Source organism: Neorhizobium sp. P1_A6, assembly GCF_056406795.1.
The window spans coordinates 457,565-480,486 of sequence record NZ_JBFTZM010000004.1; the positions used below are offsets into that span (position 1 = coordinate 457,565).

Genomic DNA, 22,922 nt, shown 5'->3' on the forward strand with positions numbered 1-22,922 from the left:
GAATCGCCACAATCTCGTCATAGCTATTACTTCGTTCCGGTTATTGCAGTAGATTACAGGTAAGCCGCTCCTATCCATGACCCAACCGAGCCCATCGACCGACATTCGGCGCGATCTCGTAGCGCTCCTGCCGCGCCTGCGCCGTTTTGCGCTGACGCTTACGGGAAGTGCTGTCGAGGCCGATGACCTGGTGCGCGAAGCGGCTGGCCGGGCGATCCAGAAAAGCCATCACTGGAAGGGCGAAGGCCGGCTGGAAAGCTGGCTTTTCAGCATGATCCGCAGCACCTTCGTCGACGAGGCCAAGAAGCGCCGGCGCGCCGATATCCATGCTGCCGACGATGCCTCCCCGGCCGAAAACTCCCGTCCGTCGACTGCCCTCGTCTGCCTGCCGGACGGCTTGGCAAGCGTTTTCCTGCTCGCCGACGTGGAGGGGTTCGCCTATGCCGAGGCGGCCGCCATCCTCGGCATCCAGCCGGATCTCTTCGCCGCCCGTCTTTGCGCTGCACGTCTCAGCCTGGCCACCGCCGCCGCCCAGACGAGCGAGCGGAGAGCGTGAGGATGAACATCCCCCATCCGTCGTCGCTCGAACTGCGGCTTTCCGCCCATATCGATGGCCAGATCGACGAGCAGGACCGGCACGATGTCGAGGAACTGCTGGTCAACGATCCGCAGGCACGATCCCTGCAAGATGCCCTGAAGCGCGGCGCCGATCTCGGCCGGCGCGCGTTTGACGACATGCTGAAGGAACCGGTGCCGCTCAATCTGGTGCGCACCATCAAGAATGCGCCGTTGCCGCGCCGGGCCATACGCCTGCCGCAGGGGCCGCGCCCGACGCTTTCCTTCAAGCCGTCCGGCCTGCAGGCGGTCGCCGCCTGTGCCCTGCTTTTCGTGCTCGGCGGCGGTATCGGCTATATGATCGGCGGCAACCCGGCGGCTCCGCAGTTTTCGATGATTTCCATTCCCGGCACCAGCAGCCGCGACTGGCTGGACGATATCATCGCCCACTACCGCCTCTATGCGCGCCAGACCAATCATCTCGCCGAAATCCCCGCCGAAAGGCCAGCCGATATCCTCGAATGGCTGACGACCAACACCGGCGTCGGTTTTCGGATCCCCGATCTTAGCGACAGCGGCCTGACCTTCCAGGGTGCCCGCCTGTTTGCCGCCGGCGGCGCGCCGGTCGGCCAGCTTCTCTACCGACGCACCGACGGCGATGGGGACGGCGACGTGATCGCCATTTCCTTCACCAAGGCCCGGCCCGAGGGCAACCGCTCGATCGAGGAAATCCGCAACGACACCGGCCTCGTCTCCTGGGTCACGCCACTCGCCACCTACATGGTCGTCGGCCCCTCGTCTGCGGCAGATCTGGATGATATCGCGGCCAAGGCTGCTGGGCTGATTTAGAGCGGTTGTGGGACTGAAAAGCGCATCAGACAATGCGGGTTAATGCGGACTAAGCATTTGCCCTTCGGTCGCTCCTGTTGATACCTCCCTAAGCTCAGAGTGGTGTAAGCAACCATTCGTGATGGATTGTTCTCCGATCAAAGGAGAGCGAACATGGATCTACCAATCCTCATCGTGACTGTTCAATGTGAAGGCCGAGCAGGCTACCATATCGTGTATTGGTGCTCATCGACCTGGAGAGGCCCTCTCGAACGCTTTCGAACACGTGACGATGCCGAGGAGTATGCATCATCATTCTACACAGCCTACGGGTATCCCCAACGCTATTGCGGCATAAGGTTGAGCTAGGACGCAAAGGCACCCGCCAGTTTTCGTTGCCTAAAATACCCGGAACAGTGGATCACCTTACACACTCAAAAGGCCGCCTGAAGATTTCGGGCGGCCTGTCTTTTAGTACATTGACTACGCTAACCGCTTAGCGCGCCGCCAGCACCCGGTTCGCCGCCGAGACGATCGCCTCCAGCGAAGCCGCGACGATGTTCTTGTTGATGCCGGCGCCGAACAGTTTTCCGTTCGGGTGCTCCATCTCCACATAGGCGATGGCAGACGCGTTCGAGCCGTGCTGCAGCGAATGTTCGGAATAGTCGGCGACTGAAAGCTCGATACCGAGATAGTTCGACAGCGCGTTGATGAAACCGTCGATCGGCCCCGTGCCCGTGCCTTCGATCCGCTTCGTCTCGCCGCCATCTGTGATCTCCGCTGCGACGACGCGAACGCCCTTGTGATCGACCCCGGCCGGAAAGGTGTGGTGATCGACGAATTTCAGCCGTCCGCCGGGCTGCTCGACATAGCGCTCGATGAAGCTTTCATAGATGCGCCTGGCGGGAAGCTCCACGCCCTCTTCGTCGGTGATCCGCTGGATCTCCTCGCGGAACTCGACCTGCAGGTTACGCGGCAGGTTCAGGCCGTAATCCTCCGAGAGGATATAGGCGATGCCACCCTTGCCGGACTGCGAGTTGATGCGGATGATCGCCTCGTAGGAACGGCCGACATCGCGCGGGTCGATCGGCAGGTAAGGCACTTCCCAGACGGGGTGATTGGCTTGCCTGATCGCCTTCATGCCCTTGTTGATCGCATCCTGGTGCGAGCCGGAAAAGGCCGTATAGACCAGTTCGCCGACATAAGGATGCCGTTCGGGAATGACCATCTGGTTGGAATATTCGTAGACCGCCTTGATCCGCTCGATATCGGAGCAATCCAGTTCGGGATCGACGCCCTGCGTGTACATGTTCAAGGCCAGCGTCACCACGTCGACATTGCCGGTGCGCTCGCCATTGCCGAACAGCGTGCCTTCGACACGATCCGCACCCGCCATCAGGCCGAGCTCGGTCGCAGCGATACCGGTGCCGCGGTCGTTATGCGGATGCAGCGAGATGATGATGTTCTCGCGGTTGTCGAGATTGCGGCACATCCATTCGATCTGGTCCGCATAGATGTTCGGGGTCGCCATCTCCACCGTCGAGGGCAGGTTGAGGATCAGCTTGTCCTCCGCGGTCGGCCTGATCACCTCGGTAACCGCATTGCAGATTTCCAGCGCCACTTCCAGTTCGGTGCCGGTAAAGCTTTCCGGCGAATACTGGAAACGAAAACCGCCGCCCGCCTTGGCTGCCATGTCGGTGATCATCTTGGCCGCATCGACCGCGATCTGCTTGATACCGGCGACGTCCTTGGCGAACACCACGCGGCGCTGCAGCTCGGAGGTCGAGTTGTAGAAATGGATGATCGGCTTGTGGGCGCCCTCCAGAGATTCGAAGGTGCGCGTGATCAGCTCCGGCCGGCACTGGACCAGCACCTGCATGGACACATCTTCCGGCACGCCGGCCTCTTCCACGCACCAGCGGGCAAAATCGAAATCGGTCTGCGAGGCGGACGGGAAGCCGATCTCGATTTCCTTGAAGCCCATGTCGAGCAGCATGCGGAACATGCGGGCCTTGCGGTCATGGCCCATCGGGTTGACCAGCGACTGGTTGCCATCGCGCAGGTCGACCGAACACCAGATCGGCGCCTTGTCGATGACCTTCGAAGGCCAGGTGCGGTCGGGAATGTTGATGGTCGGGTAGGCGCGATATTTCACTGCCGCGTCGGGCATGCCGGATTTCGGGCCGGAAACAGGGGAATTGGTCTTGGCGTCCATTGTCGTCGTCTCTTCTCGCTTCACGCGTCGCTCGGCATCCATCTGAGGAATTGGCCGTCGTCGATGCGGACCTTTAGCGGTCTTTTGTGGCTCGGTCTTGAATGTTCGTGAGAGGAGCTCTTATGCCGGGCGGGCTTTCGGCCGCCGGGCGCTCCTCAACGGACCCGGCAACCGCGCGTAAGGTCGAGGCTAAGAAGCGAGGAAAGCGCAAATACCATCGTCCCGGCCGCGGTGCGGCGGGTAGACGAACGGTCGGACATGATTGCGCCTGTCATGGTCATGGGCGAAGTGTATAACCTCAGAGTGGAAGAGAGGCAAGTGGGCTTTCACTTGCCTTGGCGTCTTGCCTCAAGCCGTTCGGCGATCCAGAGTTTCACCAGCGACTGCCGCGTAACACCAAGACGCTGCGCCTCCTGATCCAGCCCGTTCACGACCCAGGTCGGAAAATCGATATTGACGCGCTTGGGTTCGAGATTGGGGCGATATCCTTTGGCGACATCGAAATACTCAAGGACGTCTTCCTCACCCTTGTCAAAGATCTCGTCAAGTTTGCTGGCTTTCATAAATCTCTACCTCAAGCTTGCGCGACCGGCGGACGGAGATAATTCTGATCCTGTTTCCGCGATGGACGCAGATGGCAGACCACAGCTTGTCTCCTATTTCTCCGATCGCCATGAAACGTGGCTCCTGATCATCCTTGGCCAGCATGATGAATAGATTCTCATCCGCCCATAGCGCTTGCGCCTCCACGAAATCGATTCCGTGCTTATCCTTGTTCGTGGCGCTCTTGTCAGAATCGAATTCGAACTTCATGACCAATATAATATAGAAATTATACCATTTCCAGTCATTCAAGCACGCTTGACGAGGCTCTGCAATCCCATCATCACGCCGCCGGCGACGAGCCCCCAGAAAGGCCCGGAAATCCCCGCAAACGAAAGACCCGACGCCGTCACGAGGAAGGTGATCGCCGCGGCTTCGCGCGTTTCCGGGTCGCGATAGGCCGCAAAGGCCGCATTGGCAAAGGCGCCGATCAGTCCGAGACCTGCCACCGCCTGCAGCAGGATCGGCGGCGCCAGCGACACGAAGGCGATGATGCCGCCGGCGATCAGGCCGAACACGATGTAACCGAAGCCGGCAAGGATCGCCGCCCAGTAGCGTTTGGCGGGGTCGGGGTGGGCATCCTCGCTGGCGCACATCGCCGCCGTGATCGCCGCCATGTTGACCGGCACGCCGCCGACCAGCCCGCCGAGGATCGAGAAGATGCCGGTGCCGACAAACATCACGCCCGCCGGTGGCTCGTAGTGATGCACTTTCAGGATCGCCATGCCGGGAATGTTCTGCGAGGCCATGGTGACGATGAACAGAGGCAGCGCCACCGAGATCACCCCATGCAGGGTGAAGACCGGCGTGACGAAGGTGAGGCTCGGATGGATCGCCTGACCGATCTGCGCCATCGCGTCCGAGGGAAGGTCGACGCCGAAGACCAGCACCAGGATCAGCGCGCCGAGCGAGGCCGGCACCGCCCAGAGACGCCATCTCGAAACCACGACCATCCAGGTCAGCACGATCGGCAGGCCGAGCGCCGCATTGAAGGCGACAGCCTTCACCGGCGCGAGGCAAAGGCTGAGGAGAATGCCGGCCAGCATGGCATTGGCGAGCGGCGCCGGGATCAGCCGGATCGCCCGGCTGAGCGGCCGGAACAGGCCGGAGAGAATGATCAGTACGCCGCAGACCACGAAGGCGCCGACAACGGCCGGAAATCCGCCTTCGATCACGCTGATGCCGGATAGAAGCGCCGCCCCCGGTGTCGACCAGGCGATGCTGATCGGCATCCGGTACCAGCTCGAGAACACGATCGCCAGCAAGCCCATCGAGATCGATTGCGCCAGGAGCGCCGAGGCGATTTCCGGTGCGGTCGCACCCATCGTCTGCAGCCCCTGCATGATGACCGCAAACGAACTGATGAACCCGACAAAGGCAGTGAGCAACCCCATCATCAGGGCTGAAACGGAAAAATCCTTGAACATGCGGGCGGGGACTCATGAATTTGAAAGTCCGCAATCGAACATAGGCCCGCCGGCAAAGGCAAGGTGCGTTTGCCGCAAAAGGGTACGGCCGAGATGGAAAGCCATGGCTGCAGCCAGCCATTCGGCTTTGCCGGGCCACGAGCAACCGCCCTTTGTTCGTGTCTGCGAATATTCGCATCTGTTGATAATTTGGAAGGAGTTTGGCGGTAGTCTCCGGACCGTGCGCCCGTTGCTTCCGGTCGGTCCGGCCATGCAGCCCGGATTGCATCAACGCCCCGGGAAAAGCAATGACGGCAGCTCACCTTGCGCCAGAGATCGAGATCGGACGGGAAACCGCCTTTTCCCGCGATCAGCTCTATTTCATTCTGTCGGCGCTCCCGGACCCTTGTTTCGTCCTCACCCGCAGCGGCCGTTATGCCGCGCTCTTCGGCGGCAAGGACACGCGCTATTATCATGAGGGCAGCTATCTCGTTGGCAAGAGCCTCTATGACGTCCTCGCCTTCGAGAAGGCGGAACGGTTTGTGCGGGAGATCGAAAAGGCGCTGGCCTCGCGCGCCCTGCATATCATCGAATACAGCCTCTCCGGCAGCGACGTGAAGGGGCTGCAGAACGACGGTCCCGAACATCCGATCTGGTTCGAGGGGCGCCTGCAGGCGCTTGATTTCCAGGTCGACGGCGAGGATGCGATCGTCTGGGTCGCCAGCAATATCACCGAAAAGAACGCCGTCGAAAACCAGCTGCGTCATCAGAGCGAGACCGACGCGCTGACCGGCTTCTTCAACCGCCGCAAGCTGATGGACGTGCTCGCCCTGAAGTTCGAGCTTTTCCGCGACGAGCATATCCCGACATCCGTTTTCATGTTCGACATCGACCACTTCAAGACCGTCAACGACGAGCTTGGACATGCGATGGGCGACGCTGTTCTGAAAGCAATTGCCGGCGTCTGTCGTCTGGAATTGCGCAAGACCGACTTTCTCGCCCGCCTCGGCGGCGATGAGTTCGTCGTGGTCATGCCCGCCACCCGGCAGGAGCACGGCATTGTCATCGCCAACCGGCTGCGCCAGCGCGTCGCAACCGAGGTCCGGGAGACGCTCGGCCACCACGCCACGATCAGCGGCGGCTTGAGCGAATTTCTGTCGGCGGATGCGTCCTCCGAGGACATTCTGAAACGGGCCGACGATGGCCTCTACCGTTCCAAGCGTGCCGGCAGGAACCGGATCAGCCCCGCATAGGCACGGCCGAGGTCCCATTTCCGTACAAACGAAAAATTTGTGCCTCTTCCGCACATAGTTGCGTAGTTGATACGCAGGTAAATTAGACAATCTTAAATTTTGTCGGCGACAGTGGGGGACACCATCGGAAATCTCCATGACCTCGCTGCCATTTCTCTCGAAATCGAAATCGTCTCGTCTTCAGTTCTTCGGCCTCGGCTATTTTTTCCCGGCCATCCTTGCGGTCGCCGGCCTGCTGGTCGGCGTGGTCCGCGCCGATATCGAGAAGCGCGAGCAGTACCATGTGGCACAACAGGTCAAGGCGGCCGAGCAGCTCGCCAGAGTGGCCGCAAGTCTCGAGACCAATATTCATGGCAACGTCAATCTGATCTACGGACTGGTCGCCGCCATTGCCGCCAATCCGAACATTAACCAACCCCAATTCACGGCGCTTTCGGAGCGGGTTTTCGACGTTCCGTCACAGCTGCGCAATGTTGTCGCCGCCAAGGACCTGGTGGTCGGCCTGGTCTATCCCGAAGAGGCGAACAAGAAGGCCCTCGGCCTCGACTACCGCACCAACGAGCTGCAGCGGGATGCCGTGATGAGAGCGGTCGAGCGGCGGACGCTCGTCATCACCGGCCCGGTCAATCTGGTGCAGGGCGGCCAGGGGCTGATTGCGCGCTATCCGGTCTTCTCGCTTGCCAACGGCCGGTTCTGGGGTGTCGTTTCGGCGGTCATCGATCTCGATCGGCTCTATACGGACAGCAACGTCAATACCCAGCGGCAGACGCTGAACATCGCAATCTCGCAGCGGCCCATCCCCGCCGAGCGCGACATCTTCCTCGGAAACGGTGCGATATTTTCGCAAGATCCGGTCAAATCAAGGATCGAGCTCGGTTACGACACCTGGTATCTCGCAGCAGTCCCGAAGGGCGGATGGGAGGGCGCGCCGCTGGACATGTTCGGCTTCCGGGTCACCGCCCTTCTAATCGCCTTCTGCATCGCCGCGCCGCTCCTCTGGGCGGGCCTCTTGATGAAGCAACGCCACGGCAACATCCTCACCCTGCAGCAGCGCGAGGAACAGCTGGAAACGCTGTCCCAGCGCCTCGAACTGGCGCTCCAGGCCTCGGGCGTCGGCGTCTGGGAATATGAACCTTCGACCGATACGCTGATCTGGGATCGGCGCATGCGCGAGCTCTACGACTCTTCCCCGGACCGCACGGTTCGCGAATACGCGGACTGGCGCAATGCGCTGCATCCCGACGACGTGGAAGCCGCCGAAGCATACTTCCGCGACGCGCTCAAGAACGAAACGAGCTACCGCACCGAGTTCCGCGTCGTGTCCGGCAACGGCGAGATCCGTCACATCCGTGCACACGGCGCCACCTACCGGACCGCGGGAGGCGTCAAGCGGGTCGTCGGCGCCAATTGGGACGTTACCAGGGACGTCACGCTGCATTCCGAACTGCGGCAGGCGCAGACGAAGGCCGAGCTGCAGAACGACGAATTGCGTTCGGCAAGGCGCACGCTCGAACATCAGTCGCTGCACGACGCCTTGACGGGCCTGCCGAACCGGCGCTTCCTCGACCAGTTCATGACTGCCGGGGAGAAACAGGCTGCAGGTCACCGGCTGGCATTCATCCACATCGATCTCGATCGCTTCAAGGAAGTCAACGATACGCTCGGCCATGCGGCGGGCGACGCGGTCCTGAAGGCCACCACGTCCCGCCTGCTCGAACTGATTGACCACGACGAGTTCGCCTCGCGCATCGGCGGTGACGAATTCGTCGTCGTAACCGGGGGCGCTGAGCCGCAACGCCGGGCCGAATATCTCGCCCAGTCGATCGTCGGCACGCTTGCCCGCCCCATCGATATCGACGGGCATCAATGTCGCATCGGCTGCAGCGCCGGCATCGCCTGCCAGACCGCAGCTGGCGAGGAACTGAGCCAATTGCTGATCAATGCCGATATCGCGCTCTATGAGGCCAAGAAGCGCGGCCGCAACCGCGTCGAGCTGTTCTCCAAGGAACTGCGCTCGGCAGTGGTGCTGCGCAAGCGCATGTCCGACGAATTCTTGACGGCGCTCGAAGGCGACCAGATCATCCCTTTCTTCCAGCCGCAATTCGACGCGCATTCGCTCGCTATCGTCGGCGTCGAGGCGCTGGCGCGCTGGCAGCATCCCAAACGCGGCCTGCTGGCGCCGGACAGTTTCCTGGCGATCGCCGAGAGCTTGCACCGGTCGGCCGATATCGATGCGATCATCCTTGAAAAGGCGCTCTTCCAGTCGGTGAGATGGCGTGCACTCGGGCTCGACATCCCGCATCTCTCCGTCAACATCTCGGCGCAGCGCCTGAAGGACGAAAGGCTGTTCAAACGACTGGCCGAACTGCCGATCCTCCCCGGGACCCTGTCGTTCGAACTTCTCGAATCGATTTCCTTCGAAGATCAGGACAAGGAGCTGAGGTCCGCGATCCTCAGCCTCAAGGCGCTCGGCATCGATATCGAGATCGACGATTTCGGCACCGGCCACGCTTCGATCGTCAGCCTTATCGAACTCGGGCCCAAGCGGCTGAAAATCGACCGCAAGCTGATTGCCCCGCTCGAAGCTGCTGGCTCTCAACGCCGGCTGGTCGCCTCGATTATCGAGATCGGCCGCTCGCAGGGCATTGAGATCGTTGCCGAAGGGGTGGAGACGGCAGCCCATGTGGACATCCTGCGCAGCCTCGGCTGCCAGACCCTGCAGGGTTACGTCTTCGCAAAGCCGATGCCGGCCAACGAGTTCATCACATTCGCGATCGATTGGGAGGCCGGCAACCATTCACGGTTCGCGTCATCGACGGCGCTGGTCGACTGAGCGGGGCGGCCGCCGGAAAAAAATCGAAACCTCGCAAAACACCTGTTGACCCGGCCCCTGGGGCTGCCCCGATAGGAGGAGCGGTCAACAACCGACGAGGTGATTCCTTGAGTTCTTCCGCACATTACCTGAGCCCGTCCGACGCCGCCGAACGGCTCGGCATATCGCCAAAGGCGCTGCGCCTTTATGAACAGCGGGGCCTGATCGCCCCTGTCCGCACCGCCGCCGGATGGCGGACCTACGGCCCGGCTGAAATGGCCCGCGCCGGCGAGATCGCCGCATTGCGAGCCCTCGGCCTCAGCCTCGCGCAGGTGGCGCGCGTGCTGAAAGGCGAGGCACAGGAACTCGCTCCAGCACTTGCCGCCCATCAGGCGAAGCTCGAAGCGGAGGCCCGAAGGATCGCCGAAACGGTCGAAAAAGTCCGCAATCTGCGCGCGGGCCTTGCCGGCGGCGAACCGCCGGGGCTGCACGAGTTGACGCGGCTAGCGCGGCCGGCGGCCGAGATCGTCACTGCTTTCGACCTTCCCTGGCCCTGGGGCGGCGAACGCTTCGAACTCAGAGATATAAGACCGCTCAACTACATCATCGGCCCGCTCGGCAGCGGCAAGACCCGGTTCTCCAAGGCGATCGCCGAACATCTTCCGGGCGCGGTCTTCGTCGACCTCGATCGCGCCGCCAACAATGCCGCCGAGGCGCGGGCACGGATGGAAACCGATCCGGCGCTGAAGCAGCGCGTCGAGCAATCGCTCGCCTGGCTTGTCGAGGAGGGCGCTACGGCAACGCCTGCCCTCACCGCCCTCCTCGTCGCCATCGAAGCCGATGCGGCCCGCATCCCGGTCATCGACATGATCGAGCAGGGTCTGGACCAGCCATCGCAGGAGGCGGTGTCGGCCTATCTACGCAACCGCGGTCCCGGCGTCTGCCCGCTCTTCATCATGACCCGTTCCTCGGCGATCCTCGATCTCGGCGCCGTCGGACCGGACGAGGCGATCATCCTTTGCCCCGCCAACCACAGCCCGCCGAGCCGCGTCGCGCCTGTCCCGGGTGCACCGGGTTACGAGGCCGTCGCCACCTGCCTTGCCGCTCCCGACGTTCGCGCCCGCACCGAAGGCGTCATCGCCTGGCGTCCGCAGGTCGCCTGAACACACAGGTGGAAAAGTCTGCCGGTCGTCCGGCAGGCGCCATCCTTGGTAACGCGAGCCGCAAACAACAAAAAGCCCCGCGGCGGCAGCCGGCGGGGCTTTTCAAATTCAAATGGCAGAGAGCGATCAGATTTCGCTCTGCGACGTCACGATCCTCGAAACGAGGCCGTAGACCTTGGCCTCTTCGGCTGACAGCCAATAATCGCGGTCCGTGTCGGCGGCGATCTTCTCGACCGACTGGCCAGTGGCTTCGGCCATGATCCTGTTCAGCCGCTCGTTCATCTTGATGATTTCGCGAGCCTGGATCTCGATGTCGGATGCCATGCCGCGGGTGCCGCCGGACGGTTGATGAAGCAGGAAGCGGGTGTTCGGCAAGCAGATGCGGCGTTCCTTCGGAACGGACACATAGATCAGCGCGCCGGCCGATGCGACCCAGCCCGTACCGATCATCCAGACCTTCGGCTTGATGAACTTGATCATGTCATGGATCGAATCGCCCGATTCCACGTGGCCGCCGGGCGAGCTCACATAAACGCGGATGTCTTCGTCGCTGGCGGCGGCAAGCGCCACGAGCTGCGTGTTGACCTTCTGCGCCAGTTCCTGGGTAATCGTTCCATAGATGAAGATCGAACGCGACTTGAAAAGATTCGCTTCCGTTTCCTTGCCGAGCGGCAGTTCCTTGGTCTTGTCGTCCTTGTCGTCTTCGTCGTCGAGCACGCTGAGAGTCTCCTGCATCAGATTCATATACCGGACATAATGTGTTCGCCGCCGTAAAACAATGGAGCGTAGAGTCTAAGACGGCACCTTCCACGGACTAAGGTGAATGACGTAGTACCGAGCCTTCCGCCGCGGCAATTGCCGATGGACGGCCACAAAGCCCTTGCCTATCTTCGCAGTCATTCCGCATGCACATAATTTCCAGGGGACCCAGATGCTGAAACGCCTTTCGCTCGCCGCCGCCATTCTTGCCGCCGCCACCGCACCTGCCTTCGCGCATCTCAATCCGGCAGAACACGGATCGCTCCTCGCCGGTTTCTCCCATCCGCTGTTCGGCGCCGACCATATCCTGGTCATGGTCGCAGTCGGCCTCTGGGCGGCGCAGATCGGAACCGACGGCAACCGCAATGCGCTGTGGATCGTCGCCGCAGCTTTCGTCGGCACCATGGCCGCCGGTTTCCTGCTCGCGCTCGGCGGCATAAGCCTTCCCTTCGTCGAACCGGCGATCCTCGCCTCGGTCATCGGGCTTGGCCTGCTTGTTGCAACGGCGGTGAAACTGCCGGTTACGGCGGCAGCTGCCGTCGTCGGCGTGTTCGCGCTGTTCCACGGTCACGCCCATGGCGGCGAACTTGGCTCGGCAGGCGCCTTGCAGTTCGGCATCGGCTTCATGATCGCCACCGCCCTCCTGCATGCCGCCGGCATCGCGCTCGGCCTCGGCATTGCCCGCCTCAGCCCTTATATCGCCCGTATCCTCGGCGCCGCGACCGCGCTTCTCGGTATGTCGCTGGCATTCGCGTGAGCCCCGGTCCCGCGCTAAGATTACCGAAATGTAAGGGATTCCGGCTTTGAAATGCCGGAATCCCTGCCTACCTTCTTGTCCACGGCAAACGCCCCCAAGGAGGCAAGCATGTCACCGGAAGAACGCCAGCTCCTGACCACCCTTTTCGATCGCGTCCGCACCGCCGCAGCCACCCCGCGCGACCGCGACGCCGAAACCCTCATCGACCAGGCCACCCGCGAACAGCCCTACGCCACCTACTACCTGGCACAGGCCGTCATCGTGCAGGAAAAGGGCCTGGAAGCCGCCTCCAACCACATCAAGGAACTGGAAGACCGCGTCCGCCAGCTTGAAGCGGAGACGAGCGATCATCACCGTGCCGAACAGAGCGGCGGGTTCTTGAGTTCGATCTTCGGCACTGGCCAGGCACAGCAATCCCCCGCCCCGCAGCCCGGTCTTCGAACCGGCCCCGGTCCGCTGCAAGCGCCCCAGGCAGGCCCTCAGTCGGGCCCATGGGGCAGCACCCCACGCCAGAACTACCGCACCGGCAGCGACTATGATGACGGTTATCGCGCGCCCCCGCCGCCTGTCGCCCCCTGGAGCGGCCAGACGTCGGTACCGTCAGCCGGTGGCAGCTTCTTGCGCGGCGCGCTCGGCACCGCAGCCGGCGTCGCGGGCGGCATGCTGCTCGCCAATTCGCTCTCCGGCATTTTCGGCAGCCACATGAACTCCCTCGGCTGGGGCTCGCCGCTCGCCGGCAGCAACCCGTTCGGCAGCGGCAACGGTCCCGTCGAGGAAACCGTCATCAACAACAACTATTTCGGGGATGACGCGGTGCGCCAAGCCTCGGGTAACGACAGCACAGCCGCCAACACCAACGATGGGCCCGACAATTCTGGCTCGAATGCCGGCTTCCAGCAGGCCGATTACGGCAACGACGACTTTTCCGACGACCAGGCCGATTTCGACAACAGCGACATGGGCAGCGACGATTCGATGGATGTGTGAGTGAGAGGCTCTGCGGTGGCTGAAGCGCCGGGTCCCTTGATGTAAGGACGGAAGGCCTACCTTCGACGTTGGAGTGCGTCCGCCCCGCTCTGCCCTGCCGGGCATCTCCCCCTCAAGGGGGGAGATCGGCTGGCGGCCTTCTCGTCGCCTTTAATCTGACGTCTCTTTCCCCGCAGCCGTTCTTTGAAAGCGGCGGTCGTGCCGCTTGTGATCTCCCCACCCGTGGGGGAGATGCCCGGCAGGGCAGAGGGGGGCTGGCGGATTCCAACATCAATGTCGATCGCACGCCACACTCGCTCGGTTTTGAAGTGACGGGATGAAAGAGCCTGCCGCACCATCCCGGCGCTCAAAACGCTCCACTGGAGCGTTTTGCCGGCAAGCCGTTGCGCCTCACCCACGCCCGCGATATGTCGCGACCCCCTGCTCCGGCAGCCACACGCCTGCCGGCGCCTCGCCCGTCTGCCAGAACACGTCGATCGGAATGCCGCCGCGCGGATACCAGTAGGCGCCGATCCTCAGCCACTTCGGGGCGAGCAGATCGACGATCCGCTTGGCGATGTAGATCGAGCAGTCCTCATGGAACGCGCCGTGGTTCCGGAACGAATGCAGGAACAGCTTCAGCGACTTCGATTCCACCAGGAACCCGTCCGGAATATAGTCGATGACGATATGCGCGAAATCCGGCTGGCCGGTCATCGGGCAGAGCGAGGTGAATTCCGGCGCCGTGAAGCGCACCACGTAATCGGTGCCCTGGTTGCCGTTCGGCACCTTTTCCAGCACTGCGGTCTCGGGGCTCCGCGGAGCCTCCACCTGGGATCCGAGCTGCGAGAGCCCGGTGACATCGGTCATCGTCATTTGCCTGTTCCTTCAACGTCTACTTTCTGTCCATGGGCACGCTCGCCTTCGGGCTCCACATGGATTGCCAATGTGGCGCCGGCAATACTCGCTTTGATCGCATCTTCCAAGCGGTCACAGATCGCATGCGCTTCTGCGACGCTCATGCCAGCCGGTACGACCAGATGGAAATCGATGAAGACAGCCGCCCCCGCCCGGCGCGATTTCAAGTCGTGGACGCCAAGCGCGCCGACCGAATGGGTGGCGATCGCCTCGCGCACCGCCGCCTCCTCGTCCGGCTCCAGCGCCCGGTCCATCAGCCCGCCGATGGAGTGGGCGATCACCTTGTAGCCCTGCCAGAGGATGTTGATCGCGACCAGGATGGCGAGCACCGGGTCGAGGATCGCGTATCCCGTGGCAACGGCGAGGACGAGGCCGACGAAGACCCCGGCCGAAGTCACCACGTCGGACATGATGTGCCGGCCATCGGCTGCCATTGCAGGCGAATAATGGGCGGTGCCGACCCGGATCAGCGTCGTCGCCCAGACGGCATTGATGACCGCCGCCAGTCCGTTGATCGCCAGGCCCAGCACCGGCGCATCCGGCAGTTTCGGCGAGAACAGTCCGTCCCAGGCCTCGCTGAGGATCAGGAACGCCGCGACGATGATCAACCCGCCTTCAACGACCGCCGAGATATATTCCGCCTTGTGATGGCCGAACTGATGGTCGTGGTCTGCCGGCCGCTGCGCATAGCGGATGACGAAATAGGCGATGAAGGCGGCGGCGACATTGACGAAGGATTCCAGCCCGTCCGAGAGCAGCGCGACAGAGCCTGTCACCCACCAGGCCAGCATCTTCAAGAACATGACGCCGAGCGACAGCGGCATGCCCCAGAAAGCCAGCCGCTCGACGATTTTGACTTCCCTCGCCACGATGTCTTCCTTTTTGCGCGTGCGAATGATTTGCAGGACCGATGGCCCAAAACGGCGAAACCGCCGCAGCGAGATCGTCTCGCTGCGGCGGTTCCGGATAGCCTGCATATGGCTCAGATGAACCGGTTTGTCAAAGGCCGTTTGTCAAAGGGCCGGCTGGCGTAATCGGTTCTCGTCGGATCGCGTCGCGGCAGCGGCGGCCAGTTCCGCCTCCTCCGCGAGACCCTCCGCCGTCTCCCCTCCCCGCCCGAGGAAAAGGAACACCACGACCGCTGTCAGTGCCGTGATCGCGGTCAGCAGCCACAGGAGCGAGGAGAACCCGTGGCTGTAACCCTGCAGCAGGGCCACCTGTCCCATCGACGGCAGCAGTCCCGCCGCATCCCGCAGGTCGCCGGTCACCAGCCGCTGGGCAATCGCGCCCGCCTGGTCGCCGGCGCCGCTGCCGAGGTTCGCGCTGGTGAGCGCCGAAAGCACCGCCGTCACCACCGCAAGCGCCACGCCTTCGCCGGCAACCCGCGTGGTGCTGAAAATGCCGGTCGCCATGCCGGCTCTTTCCTTCGGCACGACGCTGACGGCGAGACCATCCATCAGGCCCCAGGGCAGGCTGATGCCGACGCCGATCGTCACGAGCGGCGCAATCAGCGCCACCGGCGCGGAGCCCACCGGAAACTGGCTGAGCCAGAGCAGGCCGGCCGCCGAAACCGCAAGGCCGGCGCCACAAATCGTCGCCGGCGCGAACCAGCGCGTCAGCAGCCCGGCGGCGATCGGCAGGACGAGGAGCGGCCCGGACAGCGCGATCATCATCCGCCCGCCGGCGATCTCGTCCATGCCTTCGATGCCGATGAATCGCACCGGCAGGAGGATGAGCAGCACCACGAACGCATAGGCCGGCGCCGCCGCCAGCAATTGCACACCGACGAAACGCGGATAACGGAACAGCGTGAGGTCGAGCATCGGCCGCGCCACGGTCCGTTCGATCAAGCCGAAGGCGAGGAAAAGCAGGACGGCTACCAGAAGCATGACGATGACAAGCGGGTCGCCCCAGCCGCTTTCCGGCGCCCGCAGCACGCCGAAGGTCAGAGCGGTCAACGCCGCGGTGAAACTGAGCGCCCCCTTCCAGTCGAGACCGGAAGCATCGGGATCGCGCGATTCCCGCATGAAGATTGCGCCGAGTATCAGTGCCACCGCCGCCAGCGCGACGACCAGCAAGAAGATTGCCGGCCAGCCGAACATGGCGATCATCCATCCCGATGCGATCGGCCCGAAGGCGAGCCCGATGCCAAAACTGGCGCCGACGATGCTGAAAGCCCTGAGCCGTGCCGCGCCGTCGAATTCCTGCGCGAGCGACGCCATGCCGCCAGAAAAGGCGGCTGCCGCGCCGATGCCCTGCAGCGCCCGCAGCACATCGAACCAGACGATATCGCCAGCGAAGGCGAGACCGATCGAAAACAGCGCGAAGATACCGAGGCCGCTCAGGAAAATTCGCTTGCGCCCATAACTGTCAGCGAGCGCGCCGGCGGCCATCAGGGTGCTGCCGAAGGAAAGCATGAAGGCATTGGTGGCCCAGTTGAGGGCAATCGGGCTGCCGCCGAGCGCCCGGCTGATGGCGGGCAGGCCGACGGCCGTGCCGGTGAAGGTGAGCGGCATGGCGGCCGCCGCGCAGCAGACTGCGAACAGAACGAACAGCCGTCCGGCCGCCGTTGCAGCATGTGTGTTGTCTCTCATATCCGAGATTCCGCTGTGTTGGAGCAAAAAGAAAGGCTGGCGGCCTGGGAGAAGCCGTCACCTAAACCGATCCGGCCGGAAGGGTATCGATTGACCAACACAAGATAGTTTTGACACAATGATTAGAAAATCCTCCGTCTGTTCCTTATATGACGGAAGAAAACGCTCGAATGGGAGATGGTTATGGATCGCCTGGGTGGACTGACGGCCTTCGTGCGCACCGCTGATCTCGGCAGTTTCGTTGCAGCCGGCCGCGTGCTCGGTCTTTCGGCTTCGGCGGTCGGCAAGGCCGTCACCAATCTCGAAAAGGATGTCGGCGTCCGGCTTTTCCAGCGCTCGACGCGCAGCTTGCGCCTGACCGAAGAAGGCCGGCTGTTCCACGAACGCTGCCGTCGCGTGCTGGACGACCTGAACGATGCCGAAGCCTCGCTTGCAAGCGCCATCGCCGTGCCGCGCGGAAAACTCAGGGTCAGCGTGCCGATCGTCACCTATCATCTTCTGCTGCCGGTCCTGCCGGAATTCGTCGAGCGTTACCCCGAGATCGAACTCGATCTCGATTTCAACGACCGGGTCGTCGACCTGATCGACGAAGAGGTCGACGTGGCGATCCGCAGCGGCAACCTGCCGGATTCACGGCTGATGTCACGGACACTCAGGCCTTTCCAGATGCTTCTCTGCGCCGCGCCTTCCTACCTGGAACGCCACGGCACTCCCGAATGCCCGCGCGAACTCGACGGCCATCTGGCGATCCGTTTCCGCTATCCGAACAGCCGTAAGATCCAGGATTTGCCGGTCACCCTGCCGCCCGAAGGCGCGGAGCCGCACCTGCGCACGGCGCTCACCTGCAACAACATGGAAGCACTGCGCAGCACCGTCATCGCCGGCCTCGGCATCGGCTGCATGCCGGACTTCCTGGCAAGGGCACCCGTCGCCGACGGCCGGCTGCGGACGATCCTCGACGAACACCTCAACGCCCCCGGCCAGTTCCACCTCCTCTGGCCCTCCAGTCGGCACCTGTCGCCGAAAGTCCGGGTCCTCGTCGATTTTTTGAGCGAGAAACTGTTTGCGGAGAGATGCGAGAAGCTATCCTCGTAAGTGACTACCACTCAGTGCCAGTATAACATAGATTGCCGAGACAGGCTCTCCTGATTTATCTTAGGATTCGCTACTTTAACCATGGAACAAGAACAAGTTCAGATATCCGCATTCAAAGCCGCGCGACTCGACGCCATAGAAAAATACATCGCAATGGAGCATAACTATATTGCGATAATTTCGATATTGCTAAAAATCCAACATGAACAGGCGATTTCCATCGCATCTGGCATGTTAAATTCCAGATCTCGTTTAGTTTTAGTTGAAGAACTGATAGAGCAATCGGTCAGCGAAGCTCTGCCTTTTTGGAAGGGAACCCGAGAGCGTATCGAGAATCTCGATGCCATGCGGAATAAAATTGTCCATTGGGTAGAGGTGTATCAAGATGGCCCCCGCGACCAAGCGGGAAAAATGCCTTCCCCTGTTGTCTCAAAACTAATGCCGTGGAAGACATTTGTCGGAAGAGACAAATCAGCACTTGATATTCACGCCCTGCGGGATTTTTCAAATAGGGCCCAATATACTAACCAACTACTCGCCAATCTTGCAGGTTACGTTTTGTACTCACCTGAGATGAAGCTAAAATTCCGGAATATCTTTACGAAGAAGCCGGACAAAAATACGCTAAATCAACTTAACGATCTAATTGAAAAATCCGCAACTTAATCATTCAATTCAAAACCACCGCCATCCCGATGCTGTCGATATACCGCCCGTCGATCCTCACCGCGTCGCGCGCCACGCCCTCGCGCACGAAGCCTACCTTTTCATAGAGCGCGATGGCCCGCAGGTTGTCGGCGTGCACATGCAACTCGACGCGGTGGAAGCCGCGGTCTCGGGCCTGCCCGACCGCGGCGCGGATCAGCCGCGTGCCGAGCCCCTTTTCGCGATAGCCGGGGATGATGCCCATGCCGAGCGTGCCGCAATGGGCATGCGTCGGCTGGGGATACCGGCGGATGTCGCACCAGCCGACCACGTCGCCGCCGGCAACGGCGACGACCTGCGGATGGCCGTTCTCGATCATGTCGAGCACGAATGTCCGCACGCTTTCGAGCGGCGGCGCCTCCAGGAAGGTCAGATATTTCCGCTCGCGCGAGACCGTGTCGAGCGCCTTGTGGAAGCTTTCGATATGGTCCTCGCGGATAGAGTCGATCGCGATGGCTTCGGCCGACACCTTACGCCGCCTTGGTCTTTGCCCGCCGCGACAGATGTGCCACGACGTTCTCGATCATCCGCATGCCGGCATCGCCGCCGAGCGTCATGATCGATTCCGGGTGGAACTGCACGGCCGCCACCGGCTCCTTGACGTGCTCGATACCCATAATCGTGCCGTCCTCGCTTTCGGCGGTGATCATGAAATCCGGATGCAGCGTCTTCGGATCGGCAAAGATCGAGTGATAGCGCCCGACAGTGACTTCCTTGGCGAGCCCCGAAAAGACGATACCCGGCTCCAGCACGCGGATGCGCGACGGCTTGCCGTGCATCGGCACCGCCAGATGCCTAAGCTCGCCGCCATAGGCCTCGGCGAGCGCCTGCAGGCCGAGGCAGACGCCGAAGATCGGCAGGCCCTTCGACCGCGCCATCTTGATGGTCGCCTTGCAGTCGAAATCTTTCGGATTGCCAGGCCCGGGCGAGAGCACGACGAGATCCGGATCGAAGCGGTCGAACACCTCTTCCGGCACCGGCGTGCGCACGGTCGAGACAGTCGCACCCGTCTGGCGGAAGTAGTTGGCGAGCGTATGGACAAAACTATCCTCGTGGTCGACGAGCAGGATCTTGACCCCTTGGCCTACTCGCGCCACGTCGCGGCCGGCCTTCGCCGCATTGCCGGCCTTTGCATCACGGATCGCTGTCAGCATGGCGGAGGCCTTCAGTTCGGTTTCGGCTTCTTCCTCGTTCGGATCGCTGTCGTTGAGCAGCGTCGCGCCGGCGCGCACCTCGGCAATGCCGTCCTTGATGCGGATGGTGCGCAGCGTCAGCCCGGTATTCATGTCGCCGTTGAAACCGACCATGCCGATCGCCCCGCCATACCAGGCGCGCGGGCTCTTTTCGTGGTTCTCGATGAACCGCATCGCCCAAAGCTTCGGCGCACCGGTGACTGTGACGGCCCAGGCGTGGCTGAGAAAACCGTCGAACGCGTCCATGTCGGGCCTGAGGCGCCCTTCGATATGGTCGACGGTATGGATGAGCCGCGAATACATCTCGATCTGCCGGCGGCCGATCACCTTGACCGACCCCGGCTCGCAGACGCGGCTCTTGTCGTTTCGGTCGACATCCGAGCACATGGTGAGCTCGGACTCGTCCTTCTTGGAGTTCAGGAGCTTGAGGATCTGCTCCGAGTCGGCGATCGGGTCTTCGCCGCGCTTGATCGTGCCCGAAATCGGGCATGTCTCGATACGCCGGCCCGACACCCGCACGAACATTTCCGGCGAGGCGCCGACCAGATATTCCTGATGGCCGAGATTGATGAAGAAGGAATAGGGCGACGGATTGATCGCCTTCAGCCGGTTGGAGATTTCCGAAGGCTTCGAGTCGCAGCGCTCCATGAACTTCTGCCCCGGCACCACTTCGAACAGGTCGCCGCGACGAAAGCTTTCCTTCGCCTTGGTGACGAGCGCCGCATATTCGCCGGGCCGATGGTCGCCCTTCGGCGGTATCGTATCATTGCGCTGGAACGGATCGGGCGCGATCTCCTGGTCCTTGCCTTCCGTCGTCACGCCGTCCTTGGAAAAGTCGTAGCGGTCGATCCAGGCCTTGGCGGCATGATGGTCGACGACGAGAATCTCGTCGGGCAGGAACAGAACCATGTCGCGCTGGTCTTCCGGCCGCTGCATCGAAAGCTTGATCGCGTCGAACTGGAAGGCGATGTCGTAACCGAAGGCGCCGAACAGGCCGATCGCCGAATCCGCTTCCGAATGAAACAGGTCGACGATTGCCCGCAGCACGGAAAACACCGTCGGCATCTTCGAGCGCTCTTCCTCGGTGAACACGCGCGTTGGCTCGTTGACGGTGAGATCGAGGCGCCGGACCGTCCGCTCCCCGAGCGTCAGTTCGGCCACCGTCTTCAGCTTGTCCGCGACGAAACCGAGCAGCACCTCGCCGCGGCCGTTGAAGGCCTCAATCCACACCCTGCGGCCATTCGAGGAGATCCCAAGCGGCGGATCGGCGATCGCCGTATCCCAGCGGGTATAACGGCCCGGATATTCGTAATTGGAGGAAAACACCGCGCCGCGCCGTTCGTCGAGCCTGTCGACATAGGAGGAGATCGCATCCGCATAAGGTGCGGCGCGCCGCTGGCGGCTGACCGCAATCCCGCCCCTCGTCTCGTAGACCTCCGAACCGTCATCCCGAATGATCGTTACCATTGTCCTGCCTCTCCAATGTCTTTGCCCGGGTGCCTGCGGCGGATAACAAAAAAGCCGCCTCGGGTTCCGGGCGGCTTGTGGTCTTGTCGATGGACATGACTGGTCAAGGCCGCGTTGAGCGTGCCGGCCACCAGTTAGCAATGGTCATCGAGTTCATCATGGGCCGAATTGTTAGCTGGGGTTTTCGAGCCACGCAAGCGAATTTCCACGAGCCGGAAACAGAATTCTGGCGCTGCGATGCGACCAAAACCGGAGAGAGGCGTTTAGCGTCCCGCAAGGATCGAAGAAACGCAGCCGAGAAGGATACGGCATGCAGCATCCGTGGATCGCAATTCTCGCAGGCCTGCCCCTGATCATCGGGGCCGGGTTGCCGCCCGAAAGACCGATACCCCAACACTCCAACGTCCCGCCCGGCATCGTGGAGGTGAACTTCCTGACCCGCCTTCTGCAGGACGGATCGCATGATCGCGCACCGCGCCGCCGCGCGTCCCCGCGATCACAGGGACGCACTGCAATTCCCGAACCGCCGGCGCTGGCAAACGTTCCCCTGCCGATCCCGAAGCCCGTCGAAGAAGTGCAGAAACCGACCGAGGCGCCTCAGCAGGCGGAGCGCCCCGCCGAAAAACCCACCGTTCCCGAGGCGCCGGCACCCGTGGCGCAGAACCGGTTGAGCGAAAATCCGGCCGAAAATCCTGAAAAGCCGCCCGTTGTCGAGCAACCCGGCACCGCTTCCGAGCCGGCCCATGAGGCCGAAGTTCCGAAGCCCCTGCCAAAGCCGGGCGCCACGGCCGCCGAGGCGCAGCCGATTGACAAACCTGGCCAGGCGGCGACGCCCAAAACGGATGCGGCAAAGCCGGAGGAGACCAAGCAGAGCGAAACCAAGCCGGACGGCAAGGAAGACGGCAAGCAACCGGACGAGCAGAAGGCAGAAGCCCCTCCGCCACCTCCACCGCCACCACTTGTCAAGGAAGACCCCGAAGAGCTGAAGGCCTGCCTCGCCGAACTCACCTCGCTCGGCGCGAAATTCGAAGCCACCGATCCGATCGACGAAGGCAATGGCTGCGGCATAGAGAGCCCGATTGATGTTGCCACAGTCCTGCCGGGGGTCGAGGTCGGCGGTGCGACGATGCGCTGCAAGACGGCGGTCAGTCTGGCGCACTGGCTGAAGGACACCGTCCAGCCGGCGCTCAATATCGCCATGCCGGGCCGCAGGATCACCGGGCTGGTGCCCGGCTCCACCTACGCCTGCCGCCTGCGCAACAGCGCCTCGACCGGCAAGATTTCCGAACATGCCCGCGGCAACGCCTTCGACGTCGCCGCGTTCAAGCTCGACAACGGCGAGAAGCTGGAGATGAAGCCTAGGGCCGAGGACTCGACCATGGAAGGCGCCTTCCAGCGCACCGCTACTGCCGGCGCCTGCCTCCACTTCACCACCGTCCTGTCACCAGGCAGCGACGCCGCCCACCAGAACCATCTGCATCTCGACGTTCTGGAGCGGAAGGATGGATATCGGTATTGCCGGTAGGCCGTCTGCCGCCCGCCACAACGCACGCATACCGGCTACGCGGACGTTGAGATTGAGACGACGGCGCGGCAGGTTGAATGAGCCTGAGGATGCGCCGGATCTGAAATT

21 protein-coding genes are annotated in these 22,922 nt (G+C 62.4%); 11 read left to right on the forward strand and 10 right to left on the reverse strand.

Translation table 11 applies throughout. From position 1 onward, the window contains the following. Positions 1-76: 76 nt before the first annotated feature. Both AC1D3C_RS11675 and AC1D3C_RS11680 read left to right on the forward strand, forming a co-directional pair. Positions 77-556, forward strand: a complete 480-nt coding sequence (locus tag AC1D3C_RS11675) for an RNA polymerase sigma factor (RefSeq protein WP_247038730.1) — start codon at positions 77-79, stop codon at positions 554-556. A gap of 2 nt (positions 557-558) precedes the next feature. Continuing rightward, positions 559-1,404 (forward strand): anti-sigma factor family protein, encoded by an 846-nt coding sequence (locus AC1D3C_RS11680; RefSeq protein ID WP_038544288.1) that lies wholly within the window; start codon positions 559-561, stop codon positions 1,402-1,404. Between the two features lie 475 nt (positions 1,405-1,879). Here the strand turns inward: AC1D3C_RS11680 and leuA are convergent, their stop codons facing one another. The 4 genes from leuA to AC1D3C_RS11700 form a co-directional block, all read right to left on the reverse strand. Beyond that, positions 1,880-3,598 carry a 2-isopropylmalate synthase gene (gene leuA, locus AC1D3C_RS11685; RefSeq protein WP_477482980.1) on the reverse strand — a complete coding sequence of 573 codons (1,719 nt, stop codon included), beginning with the start codon at positions 3,596-3,598 and terminating at the stop codon, positions 1,880-1,882. Between the two features lie 326 nt (positions 3,599-3,924). Then, positions 3,925-4,161 carry a type II toxin-antitoxin system BrnA family antitoxin gene (brnA, locus tag AC1D3C_RS11690; RefSeq protein WP_247038725.1) on the reverse strand — a complete coding sequence of 79 codons (237 nt, stop codon included), beginning with the start codon at positions 4,159-4,161 and terminating at the stop codon, positions 3,925-3,927. Next, positions 4,142-4,411 carry a BrnT family toxin gene (locus tag AC1D3C_RS11695; RefSeq protein ID WP_477482981.1) on the reverse strand — a complete coding sequence of 90 codons (270 nt, stop codon included), beginning with the start codon at positions 4,409-4,411 and terminating at the stop codon, positions 4,142-4,144. The genes brnA and AC1D3C_RS11695 overlap by 20 nt, the downstream gene beginning before the upstream one ends. A 38-nt stretch (positions 4,412-4,449) precedes the next feature. Continuing rightward, on the reverse strand, positions 4,450-5,628 hold the full coding sequence (locus AC1D3C_RS11700; RefSeq protein ID WP_477482982.1) for a benzoate/H(+) symporter BenE family transporter: 1,179 nt from the start codon (positions 5,626-5,628) through the stop codon (positions 4,450-4,452). Positions 5,629-5,915: 287 nt separating this feature from the next. On the opposite strand from AC1D3C_RS11700, the gene AC1D3C_RS11705 reads away from it, so the two are divergent. The 3 genes from AC1D3C_RS11705 (at position 5,916) to AC1D3C_RS11715 (ending at position 10,835) form a co-directional block, all read left to right on the forward strand. Further along, positions 5,916-6,860 (forward strand): GGDEF domain-containing protein, encoded by a 945-nt coding sequence (locus AC1D3C_RS11705; RefSeq protein ID WP_247038718.1) that lies wholly within the window; start codon positions 5,916-5,918, stop codon positions 6,858-6,860. A gap of 136 nt (positions 6,861-6,996) precedes the next feature. After that, entirely contained in the window at positions 6,997-9,693 is a 2,697-nt protein-coding gene (locus tag AC1D3C_RS11710) for a bifunctional diguanylate cyclase/phosphodiesterase (protein WP_477482983.1), read from the forward strand. 107 nt (positions 9,694-9,800) lie between these two features. Next, positions 9,801-10,835: a MerR family transcriptional regulator gene (locus tag AC1D3C_RS11715; protein ID WP_477482984.1), complete on the forward strand. Its 1,035-nt coding sequence runs from the start codon at positions 9,801-9,803 to the stop codon at positions 10,833-10,835. Positions 10,836-10,961: 126 nt separating this feature from the next. Here AC1D3C_RS11715 and AC1D3C_RS11720 read toward each other — a convergent pair whose 3' ends face one another. Then, positions 10,962-11,552: an ATP-dependent Clp protease proteolytic subunit gene (locus AC1D3C_RS11720; RefSeq protein WP_244446555.1), complete on the reverse strand. Its 591-nt coding sequence runs from the start codon at positions 11,550-11,552 to the stop codon at positions 10,962-10,964. Positions 11,553-11,766: 214 nt separating this feature from the next. Between AC1D3C_RS11720 and AC1D3C_RS11725 the strand changes: the two genes are divergently transcribed. After that, positions 11,767-12,351: a HupE/UreJ family protein gene (locus tag AC1D3C_RS11725; RefSeq protein WP_477482985.1), complete on the forward strand. Its 585-nt coding sequence runs from the start codon at positions 11,767-11,769 to the stop codon at positions 12,349-12,351. A 108-nt stretch (positions 12,352-12,459) separates the two neighbouring features. Continuing rightward, a complete protein-coding gene (locus AC1D3C_RS11730; RefSeq protein WP_477482986.1) occupies positions 12,460-13,338 on the forward strand; it encodes a DUF2076 domain-containing protein in 879 nt (292 codons plus the stop codon). Positions 13,339-13,728: 390 nt separating this feature from the next. Here AC1D3C_RS11730 and queF read toward each other — a convergent pair whose 3' ends face one another. The 3 genes from queF to AC1D3C_RS11745 form a co-directional block, all read right to left on the reverse strand. Continuing rightward, entirely contained in the window at positions 13,729-14,193 is a 465-nt protein-coding gene (gene queF / locus AC1D3C_RS11735; protein ID WP_038544303.1) for a preQ(1) synthase, read from the reverse strand. Beyond that, positions 14,190-15,104: a cation diffusion facilitator family transporter gene (locus tag AC1D3C_RS11740; protein WP_477482987.1), complete on the reverse strand. Its 915-nt coding sequence runs from the start codon at positions 15,102-15,104 to the stop codon at positions 14,190-14,192. Before AC1D3C_RS11740 ends, queF begins: the two co-directional genes overlap by 4 nt. A gap of 144 nt (positions 15,105-15,248) precedes the next feature. Continuing rightward, entirely contained in the window at positions 15,249-16,829 is a 1,581-nt protein-coding gene (locus AC1D3C_RS11745; protein ID WP_477482988.1) for an MFS transporter, read from the reverse strand. 183 nt (positions 16,830-17,012) lie between these two features. On the opposite strand from AC1D3C_RS11745, the gene AC1D3C_RS11750 reads away from it, so the two are divergent. Both AC1D3C_RS11750 and AC1D3C_RS11755 read left to right on the forward strand, forming a co-directional pair. Continuing rightward, positions 17,013-17,924 carry a LysR family transcriptional regulator gene (locus AC1D3C_RS11750; protein WP_477482989.1) on the forward strand — a complete coding sequence of 304 codons (912 nt, stop codon included), beginning with the start codon at positions 17,013-17,015 and terminating at the stop codon, positions 17,922-17,924. Between the two features lie 81 nt (positions 17,925-18,005). Beyond that, a complete protein-coding gene (locus AC1D3C_RS11755; protein ID WP_477482990.1) occupies positions 18,006-18,590 on the forward strand; it encodes a hypothetical protein in 585 nt (194 codons plus the stop codon). Between the two features lie 4 nt (positions 18,591-18,594). Here the strand turns inward: AC1D3C_RS11755 and AC1D3C_RS11760 are convergent, their stop codons facing one another. Together AC1D3C_RS11760 and AC1D3C_RS11765 are read right to left on the reverse strand one after the other, a co-directional pair. Further along, positions 18,595-19,098, reverse strand: coding sequence for a GNAT family N-acetyltransferase (locus AC1D3C_RS11760; protein ID WP_477482991.1), 504 nt, complete (start codon positions 19,096-19,098; stop codon positions 18,595-18,597). Position 19,099: 1 nt separating this feature from the next. Then, positions 19,100-21,289 carry an anthranilate synthase gene (locus AC1D3C_RS11765; protein WP_477482992.1) on the reverse strand — a complete coding sequence of 730 codons (2,190 nt, stop codon included), beginning with the start codon at positions 21,287-21,289 and terminating at the stop codon, positions 19,100-19,102. Here AC1D3C_RS11765 and AC1D3C_RS11770 point away from each other — a divergent pair. Further along, the gene (locus AC1D3C_RS11770; protein WP_477482993.1) at positions 21,289-21,642 is read left to right on the forward strand and encodes a hypothetical protein; all 354 of its coding nucleotides are present in this window, start codon (positions 21,289-21,291) and stop codon (positions 21,640-21,642) included. The two genes, AC1D3C_RS11765 and AC1D3C_RS11770, sit on opposite strands and share 1 nt — an antisense overlap. Further along, positions 21,600-22,814, forward strand: coding sequence for an extensin-like domain-containing protein (locus tag AC1D3C_RS11775; protein ID WP_477482994.1), 1,215 nt, complete (start codon positions 21,600-21,602; stop codon positions 22,812-22,814). Before AC1D3C_RS11770 ends, AC1D3C_RS11775 begins: the two co-directional genes overlap by 43 nt. Positions 22,815-22,922: the final 108 nt, after the last annotated feature.